Raw genomic sequence first — 25,084 nt, 5'->3', positions numbered from 1 at the left:
CCCAGGTGGCCCTCCCCATCGTCTACCGCGACTTCCGGGGCTACGACCTGCCGGCCTCCAGTTCCCTGCCGAGGGGACACATCGACTTCGAGAACAAGAACGGCGCGGAGACCGGCATCGTGAAGAACACCCTGGATGCGAACGGCAAGCCCGCGTACGCGAAGGAGGGCCAGTCCTCCCTCACGACGCACGGAGCCGCGGCTTTCGCCCAGTGGTTCCGCGACACGGCGTTCGTCAACAAGCCCGAGGTCGGGACGCTCATCCTCCACCGGCAGCCGAATGGCTCGTACATCTTCGACAATCAGAGCTTCTTCCCACTGGACAACCTGGGCTGGGTCGCCTCCGGGCAGGAGCCCTTGCGCGGCGACAACGGCAACCCCGCCCGGCCGCGCAACTTCAGCTTCACCAGCGAGACGCGCTATTGGTTCGAATACAAGGGCACCGAGGTCCTCGATTTCCGAGGCGATGACGATGTCTGGGTGTTCATCAATCGCATCCTCGCCCTCGACATGGGCGGGGTACACGGCGCGATGAGTGGCAACGTCAGCCTGTCGAACCAGGCCACGCGGCTCGGGCTCACGCCAGGCGGTATCTACGAGGTCGCGGTGTTCCAGGCGGAGCGCCACACCACCGCGTCCTCGTACCGACTCACCCTCCACGACTTCACCACCCGGCACACCGAGTGCAGCGCGCTCTGCGGCAACTTCATCGTCGATGAAGGGGAGCAGTGCGACGACGGCACGAACAATGGGGGCTACGGCGAATGCGCGCCGGGCTGCGTACTGGGGCCTCGCTGCGGAGACCACGTCGTTCAATTCACCTCCGGCGAGGAGTGCGACGACGGCAACGGCCAGAACAACGACGGCTGCAGCGCCACCTGTAAAATCGAGATTCACTGAGCCCTGAAGGAACGGGCTCCGGGGACCTCTTGCTCCGGAGCCCGTGGCACCTCGCGCGGAGGGCCAGGCACCGCGGGTCAGCGCCGGCTCACGAGCGGATGCGCCGGTACATCAGGTCCGTCCGCAGCGCGTACTTGCGGCCCGCGGTGACCTCCGCCCCTTCGTGAAGCAGGTGGTGGTTGAAGAGCAGCGCGGTGCCCGTACGCGGCGTCACGGAGCGGTCGAGCGAGAGGAAGTTCGTCGCGCCACCGTGGGTGCAGTCGTTCAGGTACACCATGAAGGTGAGCAGGCTTCGCTCGTCACGGTCGCGAACGAAGGCCCCGTCGAAGTGCGGGGCGAAGTACTGCCCCGCATCGTAGCGGTAGCACCGAAGCCGCTCGTTCGTGCCAGAGAGCTCCCACTGACGCTCCAGCCGGCGCGGGACGTGCGGCGAGATGCGCTGGAACAACAGGTCCGCCAGCTCGTAGTCGTCGAACATCACGCGGGTGTTGTTGCGGATGTCGGGACGCATCACGAAGCCCGAGGAGGTGGTGATGGGCGCCGCCGTCGGGCCCGCCTCCTCGATTCGCTCCACCAGCGCCCGGCACTCGTCGTCGGTGAGCAGGTCATCCACGGTGATGACCAGCGGGTTGCGAGCATCCAGCTCGCCATCGGGGTCGGGGAGCAGTGGCGTCATGGGCCCCCATAATTCAGCCCCCTCGAAATGTAAATCACCCCTCCCCCGGCACGGCCTCGGCGAAGACGCGGCTCGCGGAGGAGGCACGGAGCAGGCTCGCCGCGGCCCCTCCGAGGTGCGCGGCCCACTGTGCTCACATCTTCACGGAGTCTTCATGACGGAGGCATGAAGGGTTCAGCCCCAGCCCGTTCCGGGCGATACCAGGGGACGGCTGGGGCGACGACGCCAGCCCCCCACGCGAGTCCCCCGGGACGGATGGAAAGGAAGCCATGCAACTCATCACCAGCGCGAGACAGGGAGCCAGGGTGCGGTTGGAGAGCATCGACACGACTCCGCCGAAGAAGGCCCTCAAGGCCGATGCCAAGGCGGAGTTCGACGCGCTCGGCGAGGAGCTGTTCGACCTCCAGGACCTGCAATGGGGCGCGCGCCTGAACTCCGTGCTCATCGTCCTCCAGGGCCGCGACACGGCGGGCAAGGACGGCACCATCAAACACGTGGTGGGCAGCCTCAATCCCCGAGGCGTCAGCGTCGCCTCCTTCGCCGTCCCCAGCACCGAGGAGCGCGAGCACGACTTCCTCTGGCGCATCCACCGCCATACACCCCGCCAGGGCGAGTTCTCCATCTTCAACCGCTCCCACTACGAGGATGTGCTCGCCGTGCGCGTCCATGACCTGGCGCCCAAATCTCTCTGGACGAAGCGCTACGAGCACATCCGCGACTTCGAGGAGATGCTCTCCGAGAACGGCACCATCGTCCTGAAGTTCTTCCTCCACATCAGCAAGAAGGAACAGGAGCAGCGCCTGCTGGACCGCGAGAAGGAGCCGCGCAAGGCCTGGAAGATCAGCGCCGGGGACTGGGAGGACCGCCGGCACTGGGCGGACTACACCCAGGCCTACCAGGACGTGTTCGCGCGCACGTCGACCAAGAACGCCCCGTGGACCATCGTCCCCGCCGACTCCAAGTGGTACCGCAACCTCGTCGTCGCGCGCACCGTGGCCGCCGCCCTGCGGCCCTACCGCAAGCGCTGGCAGGACAGGCTGGATGAAGTGGGCGCGAAGAAGAAGGCGGAGCTCAAGGCCTGGCGCAAGAAGCCGTAGCGGAAGCTCGCCCGCAACGCACCCCGCAGCCCAGGCACCCGCGCGTGCCTTGCAGGTCCCCCCTGATGTCGCGTTCGACGCACCGCCGCGATACTCAACGCGGCGCCTGTCGATTGGCACACGTGCTTCGCCAGACAAGCGCAAGGTCTCCAGGCGCGAACTGAACTCCATGCATTTCATGGATTCCGGCGGTTTCCCGAAGGGCTGACTGACCTCGGGAGCTGTCGGTCTGTTGAGTGGAATGGAGCAAAACATGGAGTTCAATCGAAGGGCCACGCTGTGGCACACGCTGAGCACGGTGTTGATGTTCACCGTTCTCGGCGCCTGTGGTGTCAATTCAGAGGGGGATGCCCCCGCCAACGACGAGTCCGCGAAGCAGGAGGAAGAGGACTCGACGGACAAGGTGTCCGAGTTCGCGATAGACCCTTACGCGGACGCGGTGGCACCGGGCGGTGTCGTCGCCGTCCTCAACCCGAACAACGCAATAGGCGCGCCGAATGGGACGGTGGCGAGCTTCCTCGCGGCCCTGGGCGGCTCGCTCAACCTGGACATGGGCGAAGGCGAGGAAGGCACTGGCCCGCTGCGCATCCACTACCGGGGCCTGACGGTGGCGGTGGTGGCGCAGGTGGAGTTCCTGCGCGCCGACATGACGGTCATCACCACCGGACAGGTGCGGCTCATCGAGCTGGGGCTCGGCACCTATACGGCGCTGGTCCCCTATACGAATGCCACGCCCTATCGCTTCGTGAAGCTGCGGGGCGGGCTGGCCGCCCTCTACCAGGTGGACGCGGTGGAGGCGACGGGACCGCTGTGCGGCGATGGCAGGGTGGTGACGGGCGAGGGCTGTGACGACGGCGCCCGCACGGGGGGCGACGGCTGTAGCGCCACCTGCCAGGTGGAGCCGGGGTACGCCTGTTCGGGCCAGCCCAGCGTCTGCACGGACGTCAATGAGTGCACCAACGGCACTTCTCAGTGCTCCACCAACGCCACCTGCACCAACACGCCGGGCAGCTACACCTGTACGTGCAAGGGTGGCTACACGGGCAACGGCAGGACGTGCAACGACATCAACGAGTGCACCAACGGCACCTCGCAGTGCTCCGCCAACGCCACCTGCACCAACACGCCAGGCAGCTACACCTGCGCGTGCAAGGGCGGGTACACGGGCAACGGCAGGACGTGTACGGACGTCAACGAGTGCACCAACGGCACCTCGCAGTGCTCCACCAACGCCACGTGCAGCAACACGCCGGGCAGCTATACCTGCGCGTGCAAGGGCGGGTACACGGGCGATGGCAGGACGTGCACGGACGTCAACGAGTGCACCAACGGCACCTCGCAGTGCTCCGTCAACGCCACCTGCTCCAACACGCAAGGCAGCTACACCTGCGCGTGCAAGGGCGGCTACACGGGCAACGGCAGGACGTGCAACGACATCAACGAGTGCACCAACGGCACCTCGCAGTGCTCCGCCAACGCCACCTGCAGCAACACGCAGGGCAGCTACAACTGCACGTGCAAGGCGGGTTACTCGGGCAACGGGCGCACGTGCAATGACATCAACGAGTGCACGCTCGGGACGCACACCTGCACCCCGGGCCAGCGGTGCGTGAATCAGACCGGCGGCTTTGACTGCGTGCCCGGCAGCTGCCCGGCGCCGCAGGTCAAATGCTCGGGGCGGTGCGTGGACGCGAACACGGACGAGGCGAACTGCGGCTGCTGCGGCAACACCTGCGCCAGCGGGAGGACCTGCACGTCCGGGGTCTGCGGAACCAGCGTGACGCCGTTCCAGCTCACCGCGACGTGGGAGCAGGCGCTGGACACCCAGCTCATCATCCGGACGCCCTCCGGCGAGCTCGTCAGCTACGAGGCTGGCATCACCGGCGAGCAGGCACGGGCGCCGGGCGGGGAGGAGGCCGCGCCTGCGCGAGGCATCTATGACGTCTGTCTGAAGACCACGAGCTTCGAGACGACGCATGGCGACGACAGCCCGCTGCCCTACACCCTCACGGTGAAGCGGCCGGGCCAGCCGAGCCGCATCCTGCGCGGCACCATCGTCGGTGCCGACGTGGAGGCCGCGTGCCATCCAGGCCACCCGTCCTTCGTCGAGTCCATCTCCTACCCTTGATGGCCTGAGCCGATGAGTCCCTGACGCGCGGGGAGCTGTCTTCCCCGCGCGCCACGGGCGCGGCGATGCGTCACTCGTAGCGCTTCCACGTGGTGCCGTCGAACGAGGCCACGTCGTCGCGGCCAATCGACCACAGCACGTCCTCCGCGGTCGCCAGCCCGTAGCACGTAGGCGTTCCCGCCTCGCCGAAGTCGACCTCGACGAGCCTGTCGCCCTCCAGCGTGTACAGCGCGGACAGGGTGGCGACGTAGAGCTTGCCGCGGAACCAGCACAGGTCCCACAAGTCACTCGTCACTTCCTCCGCCCAGGGGACCACGGCGAAGGCGCTTCCGCGCCCCTTGAGCAGCACGCCCTGCTGCCCCGCCACATAGACGGTGCCATCCGGCGCGCAGCAGACGGCGCTGAGGATGACGCGCGTGGGGCTCTCGCAGGGCGACCAGCTCTTCCCGTCGTAGCGCCACACCTCTCCGCCCCAGCCCGCGGCATAGAGGTCGGTCTCCGAGGTGCCGTCGATGGCCTCGAAGCCCGCCTTCTCCGTGGCCTCCGCGGCAGGCGCGTTCATCGCCACCCACTTCGCCTCGCCGATGCGCTTGTAGACCTGTCGCTTCATCCCACAGGCGTAGACCCACCCCGCGATTTCGCGCGCGTTGCGAATCATCACCGGCGCGGGCTTCAGCGCCTCGTTCTTGCTCTTCCCACCGACGTAGGTGACGACCTCTCCATCCTCCCCCACCACGACCATCTTCTCGGAGGGCTGTCGCGCCACCGCAATGGCCGTCGAATTCCAGGTCGTGTCCACGCCGTCGGCCCAGTCCCCACCGTCGACGCTCACCACGCTGGTATGCGCGATTTCGTCCCTGAGCAGCGTCTTGCCCTTGCTGACGATGTAGACGAGGTCATGAAACCGTGCGGCGCCTCGGCCGAGTTCTCGTGTCGCGATGATGGGGTTTTTCATGGGGTACCTGACGGATGAATACCCCACCTCTCCGGGCGAAGCCCAGGTTCGACCGGGCGAGGCAGCCACACCCTGAAGCGGGTGCCCTCCTCGGCGGAGTCCACGTCGATGCGCCCACCATGCCCCAGGACAATCTGCCGGGAGATGTAGAGCCCCAAGCCGATGCTGCCTTTATTCGTGCGTGCCTCGGGGCCTCGCCGGTACGGCTCGAAGAGGGTGGGCAACAGGTCCGGAGGAATGGGAGCGCCCGCGTTGTGGACCTCCAGGCACACGCCTTCCTCTTCCTGCCGGAGCACCACCCGCACGAGCGAGCCCGGCTCGCTGTGCTGGAGCGCGTTGCCCACCAGGTTGGTCACCACCTGCGCCAGCCGGTCCTCGTCCGCGTCCAGCCGCCCGTCTCCGTGCAGTTCCACGTGGACGTGCCGCTGGGGATGCGCGAGCAACAGCTCATCCACGGCCTGCCGTATCAGTCCATGCAGATCCATGGGACGCGGCCGGATGGGAATGCGCTCGCCCACGCGCGCCTGGGTGAAGTCCAGCAGGTCGCGAATCATGCGCGTGGCCCGCTGCGTCGCATCGCGGATGCGTCCGATTCCCTTCACCCCTTCCTCGGACAGCCCGGCGCGCCGGAGCAGCGCGGTGGCCGTCAGGTGGATGGCGTTGAGGGGATTGCGCAGGTCGTGGCTCACGATGGCCACCACGTCCTCGCGGACCCGCACCGCCTCGCGCGCCTCCCGGTACAGCCGCGCGTTCTCGATGGCCACCGCCGCGCGGTCGGCCGCGCCTCGCGCCAATTCCACCAGCGCCTCCATCTCCGCGGGCGCATGCGGACGCGTCCACACCAGGTGGATGAGCCCCAGGGCGCGCCCGCGAGACACCAGCGGCACCAGCGCGGAGGACCGGGGCGACAGGGCCTCCAGCAGCGCGCGGTGCGCCGCGTTGGTGGACACGGACTCCAACCAGTCCGGCGTCACCTGGGGCACGGCGAGGGCCTCGGCTCGAGCCAGCGCCTGGCTCAGCGGCGTGTCCACGTCCACGCGGGGAGCGTAGGGCATGATGCGGCGGATGAGCTCCTGGCGCGAAGGCTCCCTCGCGGCGGCCTCCAGCCGGACGAGCTTCCCTTCCCCATCCAGCAGGTCCACCGTGCAGTAGTCGGACAGGTGCGCCACCACCAGGCCCGCGAGGCTCCGGAGGGTCGCCTCCAGCTCCAGCGAGGCTGACAGCACCCTCCCCGCCTCCAGCAGGAAGTCCCGGGCCGCGTTCGTGCGGCGGATGTCGGTGATGTCCGTGGAGATGCCGCAGACGAAGGGGCCGTCCGGTCGCGCCCCGCCGGGCAGCGGGAACTTCATGGCGAACCAGGTGCGCACGCCCTTCACGCCGGGGATGTACTCGTCCGCCATCAGGGGCGCGTGCGTGTCGCGCACCCGCGCGTCGTGCTCACGGTTGCTGTGCGCCACATCGAAGGGGAACAGGCCGTAGTCCGTCCTCCCGAGGATGCGCGAGCGCGGTATCCCCAGCGCCTCCTCGAAGCTCCGGTTGACGAGGACGAAGCGCCCCTGTGCGTCCTTCGCGAAGATGACGGGCGGGGCGTGGTCGATGATGGCCTGGAGCCAGGCACCGTCATCATGCATGTGGGAGTTCGCCGAGTGGCGACTCACCGCGTCCGCGGTCGCCTCCGCCAGCACCGCCTCCACGATTCGCAGCTCACGAAGGGACGCGCGCGCCCCGACCTCCTCGAGCAACTCCAGCAGGCAGTCGTGGAACAGGCCGTACTCTCGCGCCAGCAGGCCCACGTCCGCGTCCGGGCGTTCCTGCCAGCGCTCCGCCTGCCCGACGCGCAGGGCATGGAGCATGGCGGGAGACGGAGGAACGCGCGCTTCCCAGAGCGCCCGGGTGAGGGCTTCCAGGAGCACGGGGAGCATCTCCACCAGCCTGCTTTCGGCGAGGCCCCGGGGACCGCGCTCCCGCTCCACCCGGCGTACGTAGCGAGCCCTCAGCTCACTCTCCCAACCGGCCAGCAAGTCCCCCACCCGAGCGGCGGAGGCATCCCCCTCGTGCATCACGCGCGGCTCCTTCCTGAAACGACTGCGCGGCGCGTCCTCACGGACCCCCTCGCGCGCCCTCCCTCACGAACCCCATCGCCCCCGTGTCCCTTCCAGGGGGAAGCGGGACTCGCTCCAGATCTACGCACGGGAGCCCCGGGGGCTCATGCGGTCAGCCGACCGTGAAGCCCCCAGGCCAGGCAATCCGCCAGCCCCCGGTCGCCTGCCCCCACCTTCCGGAGGTCGTCGCCTCGCTCGATTCCCCAAGGCACGCGCCCGTGCTCAGCCCTCGCTCCGGATGAAGTGCGCCACCCAGGCCTCCAGCCCCCGGAGCCGGCCGCCCATGAGGTACGGGCAGCACGACAGCCCGCTGCGCCGCTCCACGGTCCCCGCGTCGGAGAAGTGGGGCTTCAAACCACTGCTCTGCGACGTCCGGAGCTTCAACTCCTTCGGCGGCTCGTTCCACTGCGCCACACTGGATGTCCGGCGGCGAGGGGGGCCTCCAGACCTCCTTCTAGGGACGCTGGAAGGCGTGCCAGTCCGCGAGGGGTCCGTTAAAAAGGGCCCCCATGACGGCACTGGCTGACCTCTTTCCGACCGACGAGCAGATTCCCCCGGGTGTGCGGCTCCCCGCCTATCTCGAGCAGCGCGAGTACCTGGTCGGCGGCGAGCTTCGGACATGGGCGGGAGACCTCAGCCCCGTGCGCAGCCCCGTCTACGTGAAGACGCCCGAGGGCCTGAAGCAGAAGGTGATGGGCGCCACGCCACTGCTCACCTCTCGCGAGTCGCTGGAGGCGCTCGCGGCGGCCGTGAAGGCGTATGACCTGGGCCGGGGGGTCTGGCCGACGATGAAGGTCGCCGAGCGCATCGAAGCCGTCGAGCGCTTCGTGGTGGCGATGCGTGCCCAGCGCACGGCAGTGGTGAATCTCCTGATGTGGGAGATTGGCAAGACGCAGCCGGACTCCGAGAAGGAGTTCGACCGCACCATCGACCTCATCGTGGAGACCATCCGCGCGCTGAAGGAGCTGGACCGCACCTCGTCCCGCTTCGTGCAGGAGCAGGGAATCATGGCGCAGATTCGCCGGGCCCCCATGGGCGTGGCGCTGTGCATGGGGCCCTACAACTACCCGCTCAACGAGACGTTCAGCACGCTCTTCCCCGCCCTGCTGATGGGCAACACGGTGGTGTTCAAGCCGGCGAAGTTCGGTGTGCTGCTCATCCGCCCCCTGCTGGAGTCGTTCCGCGACTGCTTCCCGCCGGGCGTCATCAACATCATCTACGGCAAGGGCCGCGAGACGGTGGGCGCGCTGATGGAGAGCGGCCAGGTGGACCTCTTCGCCTTCATCGGCACCAACCGGGGCGCCAGTGAGTTGAAGAAGATGCATCCCCGGCCCCACCGCCTGAAGTCCGTGCTGGGGCTGGACGCGAAGAACCCGGCCATCATCCTGGAGGACGCGAACCTGGATGAGGCGGTGAAGGAGTGCATCACCGGGACGTTGTCCTTCAACGGCCAGCGGTGCACGGCGCTCAAGCTGCTCGTGGTGCACCGGAGCATCGTCGATGCCTTCCTGAAGAAGTTCACCGCCGCGGTGGACCAGCTCAAGCCCGGCATGCCGTGGGAGCCGGGCGTCTCCGTCACGCCCCTGCCCGAGCCGGGCAAGGCGGACTACCTCCAGGGCCTCGTGGACGACGCGGTGTCCAAGGGTGCGCGCGTGGTGAACGCGACGGGAGGCCAGGCGGCCCATTCCTTCTACGCGCCGACGGTGGTGTACCCGGTGACGCAGGACATGCGGCTGGCGAGCGAGGAGCAGTTCGGCCCCGTCGTCCCGGTGATGGTGTTCGACGAGGACGAGGAGGTGGTGCGGCTGGTGGTGAACTCCCAGTTCGGCCAGCAGCTGAGCCTGTTCGGAAAGGACTCGGCGCGCATCGGCCGCTTCATCGACGCGTTCTCCAACCAGGTCGGCCGCATCAACCTCAACTGCCAGTGCCAGCGAGGCCCGGACACCTTCCCCTTCAACGGGAGGAAGGACTCCGCCGAGGGCACGCTGTCCGTCGCGGATGCGTTGCGCGTGTTCTCCATCCGCACGCTCGTCGCCACGAAGACGACGCCCGCCAACACCACGCTCGTCCAATCCATCCTGACCCGGCGGGAGTCGGACTTCCTCACCACGGACTTCCTCTTCTGACGAGCCACCCACGGCGAGAAGGGGCCCGTCGATTTTCCGCAACAGCGGGCTCCGGCCTGTCTCCTCCTGTCGGGGGTTGGTTCCCCACCGACGTGATGCAGGAGGACCCGATGAAGAAGATGCTGCGTGCCCTGTCACTGTCCCTCTCGCTGTCCCTCCTCGCCACGGCATGTGGCGACTCCCATGAAAAGGAAGAGGAGGGGGGCGCGCTCCAGTGCCATGCCATGAGCTGGTGCTCGAACATGAGCGTGGACGACACCGAGGTGACGAACGCGCCGGCGCTCACCGGAGGCACCCTTCCGGACGGCCTCTATCGCCTCGAGCAGGGCCTCGGTGCTCGGTCCACCGAAGCCATGCTCATCAAGGGAAGCTCCTTCATCCACATGGAGCAGGTCTGGGACAACACGCTGGGGACCTGGAAGGTGGCGGACGGAAAGCTGGTGATGACGAGGGCCACCTCCTGCGACACCTCGGGCGAGAGCTCGCTGGAGTCCAACCAGGACGTCTTCACCTTCGCGGTCCGTGGGGATGAGCTCTTCACCCGGTATGACGATGTCGACCAGTCCATCAGGCGCTGGAAGCGCGTGAGCGACCTGTGCGAGGCGTCCAACTCGTTCAAGTGCCGTGGGAGTCGTCCGTGCTCCTGTATCAGCGCGACGAACGAGTCCCTGACCGGCAACCAGAACTGCACTCTCTGACCCTCTCGAGCGGAAACGGACGGCTCGGACGGGACGGGCCGTGCCCAGGGCTCAATCGAACTCGAGCGCGCGCTGGAAGTCAGCCGGGTTGGAGGCGGCGCCCTGGGCGGTCTCCAGGGTGATGAGCCCCTCGCGGTAGAGCTGTGTCAGGTGCTGGTCGAAGGACTGCATGCCGAACATGTCGCGGCCCTTCTCGATGACGTCCTTCAGCTCGTTGGCGCGGTCATCCCGGATGTACTGCTCCACCGTCTTCGTCTGCACCATGATTTCCAGCGCCACCGTGCGCCCCTTTCCGCTGGCCCGGGGCAGGAGCCGCTGGGACACCGTCGCCTTCAGACAGTCCGCCAGTCGCATGCGCACCATCGTCTGCTCTTCCGCGGGGAACACGGACACCAATCGGTTGATGGTGCGCGAGGCATCCGTCGTGTGCACCGTGGAGAGCACCAGGTGGCCCGTCTCCGCCGCCTTGAGCGCGATGTCGATGGTCTCCGTGTCGCGCATCTCTCCCACCAGGATGACATCCGGGTCCTGGCGCAGCGCCCCTCTCAGCGCCACCGCGAAGCTCGTCGTGTCCGAGCCAATCTCGCGCTGGGAGATGGACGACTTGATGTTCTTGTAGATGAACTCGATGGGGTCCTCGATGGTGAGGACGTGCAGGTTCTCCGTGCGATTGATGTGGTCAATCATGGACGCCAACGTGGAACTCTTCCCGGAGCCCGTCGCGCCCGTCACCAACACCAACCCTCGCTCGTTGCTCGCAATCGTCTTGAGCACCTGCGGCAGACCCAGCCCGTCGATGGTAGGGATTTCATCCGGGATGATGCGCAGGATGCACGCCAGCGAGCCCCGCTGACGGTAGATGTTCACCCGGAAGCGCGCGACGCCCGGCAGGCTGTACGACGCGTCGCACTCCTGAAGCGTGTCCAGCTGCTTCTTGATGGAGGGGTCCGTGATGACGTGGAACGCCACCTGCTTGGTGTGGTCCGCCTGGAGCTTGTCCATCTTCAGGGGGCGCAATGCGCCGTTCACCCGGTAGATGGGCGGGTCACCCGGGCGGAAATGGATGTCCGATGCGCCATTCTGCACACCCACCGAGAGCAGCTTGTTCAGCGTTGCCAGGTCCAGGAGACAGCCTCACTTCAACGAGGAGAACCCGGGATTCTAGGGCAACGCCTCTCACCTGCCCACGGAGTGGGTAATGACCTCGCAGCCCCTGGGTTGAGAGAACCCCGGCCCCCACGTGTCACTCGGCGGCGAGGACTTCGGCGGGAATGGGCGCGAGCGGCACCATGACGAACCGCTGCGCGGTGTTGCCTGTCATCAGGCCCTTGGAGAGCGTGGACATCTGACCGGCGATGCGCCTCCAGCGGCCTTCCTCGACGAGGAACTCGCCTCGCGCCACGTAGGACATCTCCATCATCCCAGGCATCGACTTCGACGGGTCGGAGTGCTCGAACTTGCCGTCGTGCCGCTCCGCGAGCGTGAAGTCGATGACGGCCACCGTGCGCCCCTCCGCCTCGCGCTCCAGCGCCACCAGCTCCACGCGGTTGAGGACTTCATGCTCGCCCTGCCACCGGCCGCCCATCTTCAGGAGGTCCGCGCTGTGGGTCCACACCTCCCCCACGGAGACCGGCTTCGTCGGCAGCTCCACCATGAACGCCAGCAGGTTGCGCTGCTCTCGCTTGAGGTCGCTGGTCACCAACCCCGAGGGCGTCAGGCTCCCACGCAACTGCACCGTGCCCTCCATGGACTTCATCGCCTTCGCCATCGCCTGGTCCTGCTTCGACGGGCGCCTGGCCTTGGGCATGTCCATCCGCGTCACCACCACCTTGGCGGCCACGTCGCCCGAGGGCTTCGGCGTGAGCACCAGTACCATCTCGGCCTGCGTGGGCTGCTGAATCGTGAAGAGCTGCCGACGCTTGCCCACTGAGACGCCCTGCGACTTGAGGCTGGAGAGGTCCACGCGCATCCGGCCGCCCTGGGGGTCCGTGTCCTCCGTCGTGTACGCGTAGCCCAACGACTCCTGCGGCACCTTCCACCGGAGCGTCACCGGAGCGGAGCTCGCCGCCCCCGTCGCGGCGGGAGGCGCCGCGCCCAGCAGGAAGGCGGACGACAGCGAGAGCAGCAGCACGACGGGAAGCGCGGGGCGGCGGGGCATGGCCACATCATCAAGGGCCCACCCCGCCGCGCGAAAGCCCCACCGCGCTGAACCCACACACCCTCACGGTGTCTTGAATCGAGCACCCCTCCCCTCCCCCTGGCTGGCGCGGGGTGCTTCCCACGGGCACCCTGGCGCGCCTGGCTGCGTGATGCACCAACGCACCAGCGTCCGCACACGACGCGGGTGGATGCGGGCCCGGTGGGGCTCGTTCCTCTTTCCGGGAGGTTGCAGCCACTCCTGGACAGGGGCCCTCGCCTTGCACGGGCAGCGTCGCAGTCGTCCCCTCTTACCCCTGGGTCGTCCATGAGCGTCTCTCACACTCTCCTGCGTCAGCTGACGGTGGGCGGGGTCCTCGCCGGAGCCGTCATCGTCGCCTGTGCCACCACGTCGCCCTCATCCTCTCCGGTGGGCTCGACGGACACTCCGTCCGCCCAGGCACTCCCGCCGGGGTGCAACCCGGACCCCACCTGTCCCGGCTCCACGTGCGCCACGGCCATCACCCCCGCGCAGTCGGTGGTGCCAGTGGACGCGTGCCCTCGCTTCGGCGAGTTCCAGTCCGACGTGGACGTCTACTCGTGGAACACCTTCATCGCGCTCAACTGGCCGGCGACGACGTCCGCGTGCGCGCCCAACACCCAGGTCAGCATCCTCACGGGACAGGGGCCGACCGTCTGGGAGACCTACCCGGAGGACACCGACATCTTCGTGCCACCCGGGAGCAAGCCCGGCGCCTGGTGCACGTTCAACACGCCGGCGGCCCTGGAGACGAAGCTGCGGCGGCTGACGAAGCTGACCGAGGCCGGCCGACTCGAGGCCGTCAACGCGAACGTGGACAAGCTGCTCGTGAGTGACTCCAAGGCGTCCGCCATCGTCATCGAGAGGTTCCCCGACATCAAGCAGGCCGTCGGCGGACCCCTGACGGACCAGAACGGCCGGTTCGTGCGCTACGAGAAGCGACTGAACCAGGACGAGTACAACTACCTCATCACCAACAACCTCTGGAACGCGGCGGGTCAGACGAGCGCCACCATCTCCTTCCCCACCGGCCCCACCCAGAACCCCGGGCCCTGCAATGGCAAACCCTGCGGTCCGGTGGGCGCCATGGAGGTCAAGGCGGCGTGGAAGGTGTTGTCCGCGCAGGAGGTCGCCGGAAAGCGCTTCTACATGCGCAAGGCGTGGGTCCTCAACGACGAGTCGGGCGCCCCGAGTCCCGGAGCCAACCCCGTCACCGTGGGACTGGTGGGACTGCACATCATCCACAAGACGGCCAGCCAGGCGAAGTGGTTCTGGTCCACCTTCGAGCAGGTGGACAACACGACGTCGTCCTTCTTCAACCCGCACTGCACGACGAACTGCCAGCCCAACCAGCAGACGGCGACCCAGCCGTACACGGAGCTCGCTCCGGACGGCGGGCCGCTCAACGCGCCGGTGCAGGTGACTCGCACCACGCCCATCCAGGCCGACCCCAGCCTGAATGCGTATTACCGGGGGCTGCTCAAGGGTTCCGTCTGGGCCAACTACCAGCTCATCAGCACCCAGTGGGCCACGGGTGGAGCGCCCCAGGGAACGCCGCCAGTGCTCGCCAACACGACGATGGAGACCTTCATCCAGCCGACCGCGTCCTGCATGGGCTGCCACTCCAACGCCCCCAAGGCGAGCGGCAGTGGGACGGCGGACTTCAGCTTCCTGATGCTCGAGGCGCAGTAGGCCTGCCCGCGGCATTGACAACCACCCCTCGCGACCGAACCCTTCCAGCGAAGCCAACGCCAGGGGACCGATGACCGACGAGGCGAGCAACGCCTCGCCTCTCCACTCCGAGCAGGAGGGCCGCCACGCATGGACACGGCAGACGAGGCGGCCTTCATCTCCACCGGACACCTCCCCTCTTCGGAGCGAGTCGGGGAGCTGGTCATCGAGGCGCACCGACGCCATCGAGAGAACACGGAGGGAGCGTGCTCCCAGGTCTACCCCGCGCTGGCGAGGGTGGACCCCCGCCTCTTCGGCGTGTGCATCGCCGGCATCAACGGCAGCAGCCACGGAGCGGGCGACGTGGACCACCCGTTCACCCTCATGAGCGTGTCCAAGCCGTTCGTCTTCGCCCTCGTCTGCCAGGCGCTGGGCCCGGAGGTGGCGCGGCGCAAGCTGGGGGTCAATGCCACCGGCCTGCCGTTCAACTCGGCCATGGCGATAGACCAGAGCCCGGACGGGCGCACCAACCCCATGGTGAACTCAGGAGCGCTCGCGACGACGAGCCTGGTGCCGGGCACCAGCCCCGAGGCCCGGTGGCGGTTCATCCACGAGGGGTTGTCACGCTTCGCCGGCAGGCCCCTCGTGCTCGACGAGGAGGTGTATGTCTCCGCGACGAAGACACACCACCGCAACCAGGGGCTCGCCTGGCTGCTGCATGGCCTGGGCCGCCTGGAGACAGAGCCCTCCCTCACGACGGAGCTCTACACGCGTCAGTGCTCGCTCGCGGTGACCGCCAGGGACCTCGCGGTGATGGGGGCCACGCTGGCGGACGGAGGTGTCAACCCGGTGACCCGGACCCGGGTGGTCGACGCGGAGGTCTGCCACCACGCGCTCGCGGTGATGGCCACGGCGGGGATGTATGAGACCTCGGGAGATTGGCTCTATGACGTGGGCACTCCCGGCAAGAGTGGCATTGGCGGCGGAATCGTCACCGTCGCGCCGGGCAAGGGTGGGTTGGGCACGTTCGCCCCACGGCTCGACGCCGCGGGCAACAGCGTCCAGGGGCAGCTCGCCGCGCGCTTCCTGTCGCAGCGGCTCGGGTTGAGCCTGTTCAGGTCGAGCCCCGACGCCTGAGGCCGGCCGCTCCCTGGCGGCCAGTCGACGAGGGGCTCGTCTTCGGCAGCGGGCATGACCGCGCCGGATATCGCGTGACTACATTTTCGCGAGTTCGACAGTCAGCGCCGCGCTGGCACAGCGCCCGAGGACAGAGCCATGACGATGACGTTTCCAACGTACCATGCGGAAGCAGTGTCTGACTTCCATCCCGCGCCTTCCGTGGATGAGCTCGAGGCCACCACGCTCCAGGTCTCACGGGCCCTGCCCAAAGAGGCGGGCGTCCTGGGCATCCCCGTCGGAGTCGATGGGGAGGTCCCCCGTGAGCTGGGGCTCAACCGGGCCCAGCTCAAGGCGGCTGGCTTTACGGGCAAGGTCGGCCAGTCCCTCGTCATTCCACGCGCGGAGGGTTCGGCGCTCGTCGTCGTCGGCATCGGAGAAAAGGCAGACAGTGACCTCGCGTCCCTGCGCGATGCCGCGGCTGCCTTCGCACGGGCGGCGGGCCACTACGTCCACCTCGGCTTCACGCTGCCGGACCTCGGCGGCATCGCGCCCGACGTCGCCGCGCAGGCGGTCGTCGAGGGAGTCCTCCTGGCGCGCTATCGCTATCGCCCGCTCAAGCGCACGTCCCAGCAGGAGCCGCCCCTGGAGGCCCTCACCCTCCTGTCGTCGTCGCTACCCCTCGAAGAGGTGAAGCGCGGCGTCGAGCGTGGCCGAATCACGGCCCGGGCCACCGAGCTGGCCCGCGACCTGGCCAACGCGCCGGCCACGCTCCTCACCGCGCGCCGCGTGGAGGAGATTGCCCGCGTGGTGGCGGCCGCGTCGGGGCTGGACATCGAGGTCTTCGACGAGAAGGCCCTCGCGAAGATGGGCTGCGGCGGCATGCTCGGGGTGAATGCCGGGAGCGCGGAGCCTCCGCGCCTCATCAAGCTCTCGTATCGGCCGAAAGACGAGCGAGGCAAGGCCCTCGAGCCCCTCGGCCGCGTGTCGTTGATTGGCAAGGGCATCATGTATGACTCGGGCGGACTCGGCCTGAAGCCCAACGACCTGGTCCACGCCGCGATGAAGACAGACATGTCCGGCGCGGCGGCCATCCTTGCCGCCATGTCCACCTTGTCCGCGCTCGGCGTCAAGGCCTCCGTCACCGGGTATCTCATGTGCACGGACAACATGCCGGGAGGCAAGGCGATGCGGCTCGGCGACGTCCTGACGGCCCGGGGCGGGAAGACCATCGAGGTCCTGAACACCGACGCCGAGGGCCGGCTGGTGATGATGGACGGACTGGTCCTGGCAACAGAGGAGAAGCCGGCCCCCGACGCCATCCTCGACATCGCCACGCTCACCGGAGCCTGTGAGCGGGCCCTGGGCAACGACAACGCCGGGGTCATGGGCAACCATCAGGGCATCGTCGACCAGGTGCGTGCCGCGGCCGAGAAGTCCGACGAGACGGTGTGGCAGTTCCCGCTCGACAAGCGCCTGCGACAGGAGCTCGATTCAGAGGTCGCGGACCTCAAGAACATCGGCGGGGTGAACGCGGGTCAAATCACCGCGGGCCTGTTCCTGGAGGAGTTCGTCGCCGGCATTCCCTGGGCGCACATCGACATGGCGGGGACCTCGCGAATCGACAGCGACAAGGCGTGGCGCTCCAAGGGGGCCACGGGCTACGGCGCGCGGCTGCTCATCGAGTTCCTGCGCTCGTTCAGCGCGCCCAAGGAAACCCGCCACTGACAGGTGCGGCGAGGGGCGCCCGCCACCGCGCGGGCCCCCTCAAGCCAGGGAGTGCCCGGCGCTCGCGGGGTGGGCGCGCGGCCCGCGAGCGGAGACCGCGATGCTGAGCTGCGCGGCCCAGTACAGCAACATGATGGCGTATCCAGCACCGGGCACGGGCTGCACGAAGAGCCTGATCGCGAGCAGTCCGTCACTGACGGCGAACAACAGCGCGCCGGCGAACGCGGCCCGCTGCTCCAGGCGTGACAGGCCGGGCGTGCCCAGCATCGCCGCCGCGCGCCAGGTCATCGTGCAGATGACGGCGACATAGACTGTCACGGGGAGCGCCATGTCCCCCAGGCCGGGCCACAGGAACACGCTGGCGCTCACGGCCAGGAGCAGGAAGGGCAGCGCCCTCATCCACTGGAGCCCGCGCGTCACGGTGAGGTACGCGGCGGTGTAGCTCACGTGGGCCAACAGGAAGGCGCCCAGGCCGGGCAGGAAGAACTCCGGCCCCAGGTCCAGCAACACGTCGCCGAGCAGCGACAGCGCAAGCCCCGCGAAGACCCAGCGGGCATAACGCTCCCGGGGTGGCCACTGCCACAGGAGCAGGCAGAGCATGGGCACCGCCTTCGTCATCAGCCGGACCTCGGGGCGCCCCGTGTCCATCGCGAGGAGGAAGCCCACCGCGCCCACGACTCCGACTCCCGCGAGAATCCTCGACCCACCACCCGTCAGCATGGGTGGCAGCCTAGCGCGCCGCCGCCCGAGGCAGGTACGCGCCGCGAGCGCTCAAGCCGTGGCGGCGGGCACGGCGCGGGGCTCCATCCGGAACCACCGGTAGCCGTACCCCTCCAGCGTCACCCGATGTCGCCCTGCCTTGCCCGGCGCGGAGTGCGCCTCCGACAGGAGGTGCACCAGCCGAGCCGGAGGCCCGCCGGGCGAGAAGCCCACCTCGCATGCCTTGCCAGACAGGTTGTGCAGCATCACCAGCGTCTCGCCCTTCCAGTCGTAGCGCAGCGCGAGCACGTGCGGAGGCTTCACACGCAGGAGCTTCCACGCGCCCCAGCCCAGCTCCGGGCACTCCTTGCGCATGCGCACCATGCGCTCCATCCAGTTGAGCAGCGAGGACGGGTCCCTGCGCTGCTGCTCGACATTCACCTGGGGAAAGCCAAAGGGAGCGTTGGCCACCACCGGGCGGAAGGGCTCCGGCGCCCGGGTGAAGCCTCCATGGGGCTCGTTGGACCACTGCATGGGCGTTCGCACGCTCTGCCGCTCGTGCAGGGACAGGTCCTCGCCCATGCCCAGCTCGTCCCCGTACCAGAGCACCGGAGTGCCCGGCAGCGAGAGCATCAGGCTGAACGACAGCTCCAGCCGGCGACGGTCCGCCGCGAGCATGGGGGAAAGCCGCCTGCGCAGTCCCCGCCCATACAGCTGCATCCTCGGCTCCGGGCCCAGCTCCGCGAAGACGCGCTTGCGCGCCGCGGCTGGCAGCCGCCCCAGGTCCAGCTCGTCATGGTTGCGCAGGAAGTTCGCCCACTGCGCCAGCTGGGGTAGCCGGGGCGCGGAGCGCAGCGCCTCCACCAGCGGCGTCGCGTCCTCCGTCACCAGCGAGAGGAAGAAGTTCTGGTTGGCGGCGAAGTTGAAGACCATCTGCATCCGGTCCCCCTCCTTGCCGTAGAAATTCATCACCTCGTCCATGGTGACGTTGGCTTCCGCCAGGAGGATGGCATCCCCGCTGCGCCACGAGAGGAACTCCCTCATCCGGCTGAGCAGCGCGTACGGGTCCTTGTTCCCGTGGTCCTTCGTCCCCTTGAGCTCCACGAGGAAGGGAACCGCGTCCACCCGGAAGCCGGACACGCCCAGCTCCAGCCAGAAGCCCATCACCTTGAGCAGCTCCTCGCGCACGGCGGGGTTGGCGACGTTGAGCTCCGGCTGGAAGGGAAAGAAGCGATGGAAGTACCAGCGCTTCACCGCGGGGACATGGGTCCAGGTGGTGCTCTGCGAGCCAGGGAAGACCATGCCCTCGTGCGCGTCGCGGGGCTTCTTGTCGGACCACACGTAGAAGTCATGGAAGCGGCTGTCGCGGCCCTTGCACGCGTCCAGGAACCACGGGTGCCTGTCGCTGGTGTGGTTGACGACCAAGTCGATGATGACGCGCATCCCGCGCTGCTTCGCCTGGTGCGTGAACTCTACGAAGTCACCGGGGGTCCCCAGCCGGGGGTCCACGCCGTAATGGTCGGTGATGTCGTAGCCGTTGTCGCGGTTGGGCGTCGGGTGGAAGGGCATCAACCACAGACAGGTGACACCCAGGCCGGCCAGATAGTCCAGGCGACGCTGGAGGCCGATGAAGTCGCCCACGCCGTCGCCGTTTCCGTCCATGAACGTCTCGACGTCCAGGCAGTAGATGACCGCGTTCTTGTACCAGAGGTCCTGAATCATCCGTCTCCCTGCGTGCAGGGTGGGGACGCCGAGGCAGAGGCGCCGCCACGACGTGACACATGCGTGCGACAGCGCACACTTGGTCATCAGGTGGACTCGCGAAACCAAGAAGGCGACACCACCGTGCGCGCGCATGCTCACGCTCGGCTACCACGCCTCCCACGAGCAGTTTCCTCCCAGCGAACTGCTCCGGCTGGTACAGCGCGCGAACGCGGCGGGCTTCACGGCGGCGCTCAACTCCGACCACTTCCACCCTTGGAGCGAGACACAAGGACACAGCGGCTTCGCCTGGAGCTGGATGGGCGCGGCCCTGGCCACCACGAAGCTGACGAGCCTGGGCGTGGTGAACGCACCGGGACAGCGCTACCACCCCGCCATCATCGCGCAGGCACTGGGGACGCTCGCGGAGATGTTCCCAGGACGCGCCTGGGCGGCACTGGGCAGCGGGCAGCTCGTCAACGAAGGCGTGACGGGGGAGCCCTGGCCGCCGAAGGATGTGCGCAACGCGCGGCTGCGGGATTGCGTGGAGGTGATGCGCGCCCTCTTCCGGGGGGAGACGGTGACGCACCGAGGACTCGTCCGGGTGGAGGAGGCGAAGCTCTACTCACGCCCGGCCCAGGCGCCCCTGCTGGTGGGCGCGGCCATCACTCCCCAGACGGCGGAGTGGGTGGGGAGCTGGGCGGATGGCCTCATCACCGTGAGCAGGCCTCCCGAGGAGCTGCGGAAGATGGTGGAGGCCTTTCGTCGCGGAGGCGGCGAGGGCAAGCCCATGTTCCTCAAGGTGCAGCTGTCGTGGGCCGAGGACGAGCAGGCCGCGCTCCAGGGCGCCATGGAGCAGTGGGCTCCGAACATCTTCGCCAGCTCCGTGCTCACGGACCTGCGCCGCCCCTCCCAGTTCGAGGAGCTTGCGCGCACGGTGCAGCCCAGGGATTTGGAGGGCCACGTGCGCGTGTCCTCCAGCCTCCAGCGCCACGTGGACTGGCTCTCCCAGGACGTGGCGCTCGGATTCAGTCGCCTGTACCTGCACAACGTCAATCGCTGGCAGGAGCCGTTCATCGACGCCTTCGCCGCGCGGGTGCTGCCAGCGCTCCGCTAACCCCTCACCTCGGGCGCATGCCGCCCCGGCACGGGCTTGGACCCGTGCCGGGGCGAGCCGTCACAGGACCTTGGCGAAGGTGATGGTGCCCGCGCCACTGGTGAACGTCACGCCTTGCGCGGTGAGACAGTTGTCGAGGTCCGTCGTGAGGAGGGCCACGGTGATGACAATGGTCGCGCCGTTGAACTTCCCACTGCTCAGGGTCCCCGTATAGACGACGACCGCGCCCCCGGGGCGTACGTCGATGGTGGCGGTGACGGACGCGTTGCTCGTGGAGTTGTCATTCCAGTTGATGACCGCATCGAAGGTTGAATCTCCCGTCACACAGCTCAAGGTGCCGCCGCCAGTGGCGGTGAAGGTACCGGAGGGCAAGGTCAGCGGCACACCGACGCAGGGCCCGAAGCTTCCCATCGCCGTCGCGGAGATGGCCTGGGCTTCGAGCTTGATGCCTGGATTGTACGTCGCCGCGATGGTGCCAGGGCACTCCAGGGCCACGAGCTGCGCGCTCGCTGGACTGGCGAAGAGGACGACTCCGAGCGTGAGAACAAGGAAGCAAGGGATTGACTGCGCACGACGACTGAGCTGGCTGGACATGGGACTCCCTCGCTCGCGGGTGAACTTGTCTGGCTTATGCGAGCGATATGTATTTGCGGGAAGTGATTGCGATGATTCAACCCATCCCCCAAGCGCCACCCGCACGACTCAACACGGGCATCGTACGTTCGTCCGAGGACAGGTCCCGCAATCCCAGCTCAATTCAATCCAACAGCCTCAATGGACAGCACCCGTCGCCAGTCCTCACTCCGGCTTGGGTCCGCCCCGGGCTCCCCGCGCACCCGTGCCGCTCTCCCGGGAGGAGGGATGCGAGCCCGCAGCCTGCTGCACTGCGGGGGAGTTCTGGGTCCCTCGGCGGCGACGGCGGCGGCGCTTCATCGCGGCGCTCCCCGACGGGCCCCCCAATTCCCGGAGCACCACCGCGCGCGCGCCGGCCTCCAGCCGCAGCTCCTGCATGAGCGCCTGCGCCTGCTGCGCGCCGTTCGGGTGACGCAGCGCATCGGCGAGCCGCTCGACGACATCGATTCGCAACGCCGCGGAGCCCAGCACCTCGTATCCGAAGGCTCGCGCCTCCCGCGCGCCAAACACAGACGCCTCGAGCGAAACTTCACTCGGCACCCCCTTGGGTGCGGGCTTCTGGAGAAACAGCGCCGTCAGCATGCAGCGCCGCTCCATCGCCGGAGGCGACAGGGCGTTGGCCACGTAGAAGTAGCGTCGCCCCTCGCGAACGCCCAGCGTCCTCAAGCGCTCTCGCGACTCCTCGTCCATCAGCCCCCACTGCTCCCGGGCCTCGCCCTGGGTAATCACTCCCACCCCTTCCGCCAGGCGGTAGGAGAGTCCCCGCGTCACCGCGGAGCGCCCCGCGCCAGTGAGGGACTCGGCGGGAAAACCTCCCATCGCCTCGGTGACCAGGTCCCTCGCCAGGGCGTTCAGCCGCCGCTCGAGCCGCCGCCGCGCGCCCCCCGTCCAGACCTCCGGCTCCGCCAGGGCCAGCTGCGGCGAGCGCCGGTCCGTGCCGCGCACCAGTCGCGCCAGCGGCTGCCCCTCGAACGAGATGCTTCCCAGCGCATCCACCTCGAAGGCCTCATGCGTCGCATCGACGACGCGCTGGACGAACTGCTCCTCCGTCAGCGCCGGCCCATCCGCCCCCGCCACCTCGCCCAGGAGGAGCCCCAGCTTGGCGAAGGGACTGTCGGAGCCGCTCCCAGCGACAGGCGCCGTGGCCCTCACGAAGCGCCGTGCGCTCCTGCGCGCGGCCCGCTGCACGAAGCGCTCGACGAGTCGCTCATGCAGGGCATCCCCCAGCGCATCCTCGATGTGGCGCGTGCGCTCCTGCCACTGCTCGGCGTCATGCAACCATGACGAGCGATGACTGATGTACGTCCAGATGCGGATGGCGGCGAGCCGGTCCATCAACGTGTGGAGGTCCCCCGAGACGTCGTCGAGCGGTGACACCTGCTTGCCGAGCCACGTCGCGTCCAACGTCCCATCGCCCTCGGCGAGTTGGAGGAACGTCTCCCGCAGCAGCCCGACGTGCTGGCCGAAGAGGCCCTTGCGGAAGTCGGGAATCTGGCAGACCTGCCACAAGAGCTCGACGCCCGCGCGGTCCGTCACCAGGTCCCGGACGGCGGGGACCTGGGAGAGGTCCTTCAGCGCATCGAAGTCATCCGCGCGCTCCACCCGGATGAAGGCGTTGTGGCGGGGTGCCCGGGTCAACGAGTCCAGCAGCGCCTCCGGGCTCGCGAAGTCCAGCTCGGCGTTGCGCCAGATGAGGCTGCGCACGGCGGGGAACTGGTGTGACTCGATGGAAGAGACCACCCGGGGGGACAGCTCGGACAGCGTGTTCAGGGTGCCGAAGCTGCCGTCATTGAGGTGACGGCCCGCGCGGCCGGCGATCTGCGCCAGCTCATCCGAGAAGAGGTCTCGCTGCTCGGCACCGTCGTACTTGGACAGCGCCGCGAAGGCCACGTGGTTGAGGTCCAGGTTCAACCCCATGCCGATGGCATCGGTGGCCACCAGGTACTGCACTTCGCCGGACTGATACATCGCCACCTGGGCATTGCGCGTCCGGGGCGACAGCGCGCCCAGCACCACGGCGACCCCGCCGCGCAGGCGCCGAAGCGACTCGGCCAGCTCGTACACCCGGTCCGCGGAGAAGGCGACCACGGCCGAGCGCGGAGGCAGGCTCTTCAGGGAGCGCCGCCCGGAGTAGCGCAGCTGGGACAGGCGCGTGGCGCGCTTCACCGAGGCGTGGGGGATGAGCGACTGGAGCATCGGCCGCATCGTGTCCGCGCCCAGGAACCAGGTCTCCTTGCGCCCTCGCGCATGCAGCAGACGGTCCGTGAAGACGTGCCCGCGCTCACGGTGGGCGGCGAGCTGGATTTCGTCCACCGCGAGGAAGTCGACCGTGCGGTCCAGAGGCATCGCCTCGACGGTGCAAATCCAGTAGTCGGGGCGCGGAGGCAGCCGCTTCTCCTCCCCTGTCATCAGGGCCACCCGCCCCTCGCCCACCCGGGCGGTCACCCGGTCGTAGACCTCGCGGGCGAGCAGGCGAAGCGGCAACCCCATCATCCCCGTGTCGTGCTCGAGCATGCGCTCGATGGCCCGGTGGGTCTTTCCAGTGTTCGTCGGCCCCAGCTCCGCCACGACGATGGCCGAGCGGCTGGATGGACTGGAGTTCATTGGCGGCAGTCTAACCGCGGGAGGGGCCCTGCGCCGCAGGCCGCGCGGTCCTCGCGGGCATGGCTGGGCGCTCGGCTCCACGAGCAGGGGCACGTGACGTCCCGGAACGTGGGTGACTTGACGCGCGCCACGCGCCATGGACGGCGCCTGGGGGTGCCCTCTAGCGTGGGGCCCATGACCCATCCCGTCAGAGACACCCTCCTCGGGCAGCTCGACATCGCCTGGGCGCTCACCCAGTACCATCTCGAGGGATTGACCACGGAGGAGTGCCTGCGCCGCCCGGGCCGGGTGGGCCTTCACGTTCAACAAGGCGCGGACGGACACTGGCGCGCGGACTGGCCCGAACACGAGGGCTATGACTTGGGGCCCGCGAGCGTCGCCTGGCTGACATGGCATCTGGGCTTCTGGTGGGCCATGGTGCTCAACCACTCGTTCGCGGATGCGACCCTGACCAAAGAGGCCGTGTACTGGCCCGGCACCGCCGACGGCGTGCGCGAGTGGGTCCATCGACTGCACGGAGAATGGCGGGCCCACATCGAACGACTCGGCGACGAAGACCTGCGCTCGACGGAGCGCACGCGCTGGCCGCTGCAGGGCAAGCCCTTCGGAGACATCGTGGCCTGGGCCTCGCTCGAATTGATGAAGAACGCGGCGGAACTCGGCTACGCGCGGTTCGTCCTGGCGGTTTCCAAGGCGTCCTAGCCAGGCCACCGTCTGTCATTGCTGCCTTCATCCTGGCGGGCCGCTCTCGCGTCCCGGCCCTCTGCTCGGCGAGGACCGGGGCGCTGGGGGCCGCGCCATGCTCAGCTCCGGACGGTGGCGTGCTCGGTAGCCCAGTTGAGGGCGAGGTCCGCGACGGCCTCCCAGCCCGGCTGCGCCACGGTGTAGTGCGAGCGGCCCTTGAGCTCCACGTACTCCGTCACCGCCTTCGACTTCGCGTAGCGCTTCACGTTCTCCC

The 25,084-nt window shown here is 68.4% G+C and carries 20 protein-coding genes; 10 read left to right on the top strand and 10 right to left on the bottom strand.

The genetic code is table 11. From position 1 onward, the window contains the following. Window positions 1–899: fibro-slime domain-containing protein (locus HR086_RS25020; RefSeq protein WP_174466846.1), on the top strand; the 899-nt coding region annotated here is incomplete at its 5' end. Window positions 900–987: 88 nt separating this feature from the next. Here the strand turns inward: HR086_RS25020 and HR086_RS25015 are convergent. Then, entirely contained in the window at window positions 988–1,575 is a 588-nt protein-coding gene (locus HR086_RS25015) for a 2OG-Fe(II) oxygenase (protein ID WP_141646446.1), read from the bottom strand. 269 nt (window positions 1,576–1,844) lie between these two features. Here HR086_RS25015 and HR086_RS25010 point away from each other — a divergent pair, with 269 nt between their 5' ends. After that, the gene (locus HR086_RS25010; RefSeq protein WP_141646447.1) at window positions 1,845–2,672 is read left to right on the top strand and encodes a PPK2 family polyphosphate kinase; all 828 of its coding nucleotides are present in this window, start codon (window positions 1,845–1,847) and stop codon (window positions 2,670–2,672) included. Between the two features lie 253 nt (window positions 2,673–2,925). Then, the gene (locus HR086_RS25005) at window positions 2,926–4,800 is read left to right on the top strand and encodes an EGF domain-containing protein (RefSeq protein WP_174463320.1); all 1,875 of its coding nucleotides are present in this window, start codon (window positions 2,926–2,928) and stop codon (window positions 4,798–4,800) included. A gap of 70 nt (window positions 4,801–4,870) precedes the next feature. Here the strand turns inward: HR086_RS25005 and HR086_RS25000 are convergent, their stop codons facing one another. The 3 genes from HR086_RS25000 to HR086_RS24990 all read right to left on the bottom strand — a co-directional run bounded on the left by HR086_RS25000 (window position 4,871) and on the right by HR086_RS24990 (window position 8,271). Beyond that, entirely contained in the window at window positions 4,871–5,755 is an 885-nt protein-coding gene (locus tag HR086_RS25000; protein ID WP_217441940.1) for a hypothetical protein, read from the bottom strand. Then, entirely contained in the window at window positions 5,752–7,815 is a 2,064-nt protein-coding gene (locus tag HR086_RS24995; protein WP_254624201.1) for an ATP-binding protein, read from the bottom strand. Before HR086_RS24995 ends, HR086_RS25000 begins: the two co-directional genes overlap by 4 nt. A gap of 264 nt (window positions 7,816–8,079) precedes the next feature. Further along, window positions 8,080–8,271, bottom strand: coding sequence for a hypothetical protein (locus HR086_RS24990; protein ID WP_174463268.1), 192 nt, complete (start codon window positions 8,269–8,271; stop codon window positions 8,080–8,082). A 95-nt stretch (window positions 8,272–8,366) separates the two neighbouring features. On the opposite strand from HR086_RS24990, the gene HR086_RS24985 reads away from it, so the two are divergent. Beyond that, on the top strand, window positions 8,367–9,983 hold the full coding sequence (locus tag HR086_RS24985) for an NADP-dependent glyceraldehyde-3-phosphate dehydrogenase (protein WP_174459135.1): 1,617 nt from the start codon (window positions 8,367–8,369) through the stop codon (window positions 9,981–9,983). Window positions 9,984–10,093: 110 nt separating this feature from the next. After that, the gene (locus HR086_RS24980; protein ID WP_174466844.1) at window positions 10,094–10,681 is read left to right on the top strand and encodes a hypothetical protein; all 588 of its coding nucleotides are present in this window, start codon (window positions 10,094–10,096) and stop codon (window positions 10,679–10,681) included. A gap of 51 nt (window positions 10,682–10,732) precedes the next feature. Here the strand turns inward: HR086_RS24980 and HR086_RS24975 are convergent, their stop codons facing one another. Beyond that, the gene (locus HR086_RS24975) at window positions 10,733–11,806 is read right to left on the bottom strand and encodes a type IV pilus twitching motility protein PilT (protein WP_141646455.1); all 1,074 of its coding nucleotides are present in this window, start codon (window positions 11,804–11,806) and stop codon (window positions 10,733–10,735) included. A 118-nt stretch (window positions 11,807–11,924) separates the two neighbouring features. Continuing rightward, window positions 11,925–12,839: a hypothetical protein gene (locus HR086_RS24970; protein WP_174466843.1), complete on the bottom strand. Its 915-nt coding sequence runs from the start codon at window positions 12,837–12,839 to the stop codon at window positions 11,925–11,927. A 306-nt stretch (window positions 12,840–13,145) separates the two neighbouring features. On the opposite strand from HR086_RS24970, the gene HR086_RS24965 reads away from it, so the two are divergent. The 3 genes from HR086_RS24965 (at window position 13,146) to HR086_RS24955 (ending at window position 17,372) form a co-directional block, all read left to right on the top strand. After that, a complete protein-coding gene (locus HR086_RS24965) occupies window positions 13,146–14,549 on the top strand; it encodes a hypothetical protein (RefSeq protein WP_141646457.1) in 1,404 nt (467 codons plus the stop codon). A gap of 129 nt (window positions 14,550–14,678) precedes the next feature. Continuing rightward, complete coding sequence (gene glsA, locus HR086_RS24960; protein WP_174466842.1) at window positions 14,679–15,665, top strand: glutaminase A; 987 nt, start codon at window positions 14,679–14,681, stop codon at window positions 15,663–15,665. Window positions 15,666–15,803: 138 nt separating this feature from the next. Beyond that, on the top strand, window positions 15,804–17,372 hold the full coding sequence (locus tag HR086_RS24955; protein WP_254626464.1) for a leucyl aminopeptidase: 1,569 nt from the start codon (window positions 15,804–15,806) through the stop codon (window positions 17,370–17,372). Window positions 17,373–17,411: 39 nt separating this feature from the next. Here the strand turns inward: HR086_RS24955 and HR086_RS24950 are convergent, their stop codons facing one another. Together HR086_RS24950 and HR086_RS24945 are read right to left on the bottom strand one after the other, a co-directional pair. Next, window positions 17,412–18,092 carry a lysoplasmalogenase gene (locus tag HR086_RS24950; RefSeq protein WP_174459131.1) on the bottom strand — a complete coding sequence of 227 codons (681 nt, stop codon included), beginning with the start codon at window positions 18,090–18,092 and terminating at the stop codon, window positions 17,412–17,414. Window positions 18,093–18,143: 51 nt separating this feature from the next. Beyond that, entirely contained in the window at window positions 18,144–19,793 is a 1,650-nt protein-coding gene (locus HR086_RS24945; RefSeq protein WP_174466841.1) for an alpha-amylase family protein, read from the bottom strand. A gap of 133 nt (window positions 19,794–19,926) precedes the next feature. Here HR086_RS24945 and HR086_RS24940 point away from each other — a divergent pair, with 133 nt between their 5' ends. Continuing rightward, a complete protein-coding gene (locus HR086_RS24940) occupies window positions 19,927–20,889 on the top strand; it encodes a TIGR03885 family FMN-dependent LLM class oxidoreductase (protein ID WP_174466840.1) in 963 nt (320 codons plus the stop codon). A gap of 60 nt (window positions 20,890–20,949) precedes the next feature. On the opposite strand, the gene HR086_RS24935 is transcribed toward HR086_RS24940, so the two are convergent. Together HR086_RS24935 and HR086_RS24930 are read right to left on the bottom strand one after the other, a co-directional pair. Then, on the bottom strand, window positions 20,950–21,483 hold the full coding sequence (locus HR086_RS24935; protein ID WP_174459128.1) for a hypothetical protein: 534 nt from the start codon (window positions 21,481–21,483) through the stop codon (window positions 20,950–20,952). Between the two features lie 204 nt (window positions 21,484–21,687). After that, window positions 21,688–24,126, bottom strand: coding sequence for a helicase-related protein (locus HR086_RS24930; protein WP_174459127.1), 2,439 nt, complete (start codon window positions 24,124–24,126; stop codon window positions 21,688–21,690). A 174-nt stretch (window positions 24,127–24,300) separates the two neighbouring features. Between HR086_RS24930 and HR086_RS24925 the strand changes: the two genes are divergently transcribed. Further along, window positions 24,301–24,828 (top strand): DinB family protein, encoded by a 528-nt coding sequence (locus tag HR086_RS24925; RefSeq protein ID WP_174459126.1) that lies wholly within the window; start codon window positions 24,301–24,303, stop codon window positions 24,826–24,828. The last annotated feature ends 256 nt before the right edge of the window (window positions 24,829–25,084 follow it).

Origin of the sequence: Myxococcus sp. CA039A (assembly GCF_013336645.1) — a bacterium.
In the GTDB taxonomy this organism is placed as follows: Bacteria; Myxococcota; Myxococcia; order Myxococcales; family Myxococcaceae; genus Myxococcus; species Myxococcus llanfairpwllgwyngyllgogerychwyrndrobwllllantysiliogogogochensis.
Note: the sequence above shows the minus strand (reverse complement) of the source record. Positions and strands in the feature narration are given on the sequence as shown.

Coding starts and splice junctions, on each gene's coding strand:
- HR086_RS25015 (WP_141646446.1), bottom strand. CDS start 1,575: ATGACGCCACTGCTCCCCGACCCCGATGGCGAGCTGGATGCTCGCAAC.
- HR086_RS25010 (WP_141646447.1), top strand. CDS start 1,845: ATGCAACTCATCACCAGCGCGAGACAGGGAGCCAGGGTGCGGTTGGAG.
- HR086_RS25005 (WP_174463320.1), top strand. CDS start 2,926: ATGGAGTTCAATCGAAGGGCCACGCTGTGGCACACGCTGAGCACGGTG.
- HR086_RS25000 (WP_217441940.1), bottom strand. CDS start 5,755: ATGAAAAACCCCATCATCGCGACACGAGAACTCGGCCGAGGCGCCGCA.
- HR086_RS24995 (WP_254624201.1), bottom strand. CDS start 7,815: ATGCACGAGGGGGATGCCTCCGCCGCTCGGGTGGGGGACTTGCTGGCC.
- HR086_RS24985 (WP_174459135.1), top strand. CDS start 8,367: ATGACGGCACTGGCTGACCTCTTTCCGACCGACGAGCAGATTCCCCCG.
- HR086_RS24980 (WP_174466844.1), top strand. CDS start 10,094: ATGAAGAAGATGCTGCGTGCCCTGTCACTGTCCCTCTCGCTGTCCCTC.
- HR086_RS24970 (WP_174466843.1), bottom strand. CDS start 12,839: ATGCCCCGCCGCCCCGCGCTTCCCGTCGTGCTGCTGCTCTCGCTGTCG.
- HR086_RS24965 (WP_141646457.1), top strand. CDS start 13,146: ATGAGCGTCTCTCACACTCTCCTGCGTCAGCTGACGGTGGGCGGGGTC.
- glsA (WP_174466842.1), top strand. CDS start 14,679: ATGGACACGGCAGACGAGGCGGCCTTCATCTCCACCGGACACCTCCCC.
- HR086_RS24955 (WP_254626464.1), top strand. CDS start 15,804: ATGACGATGACGTTTCCAACGTACCATGCGGAAGCAGTGTCTGACTTC.
- HR086_RS24950 (WP_174459131.1), bottom strand. CDS start 18,092: ATGCTGACGGGTGGTGGGTCGAGGATTCTCGCGGGAGTCGGAGTCGTG.
- HR086_RS24945 (WP_174466841.1), bottom strand. CDS start 19,793: ATGATTCAGGACCTCTGGTACAAGAACGCGGTCATCTACTGCCTGGAC.
- HR086_RS24940 (WP_174466840.1), top strand. CDS start 19,927: ATGCTCACGCTCGGCTACCACGCCTCCCACGAGCAGTTTCCTCCCAGC.
- HR086_RS24935 (WP_174459128.1), bottom strand. CDS start 21,483: ATGTCCAGCCAGCTCAGTCGTCGTGCGCAGTCAATCCCTTGCTTCCTT.
- HR086_RS24930 (WP_174459127.1), bottom strand. CDS start 24,126: ATGAACTCCAGTCCATCCAGCCGCTCGGCCATCGTCGTGGCGGAGCTG.
- HR086_RS24925 (WP_174459126.1), top strand. CDS start 24,301: ATGACCCATCCCGTCAGAGACACCCTCCTCGGGCAGCTCGACATCGCC.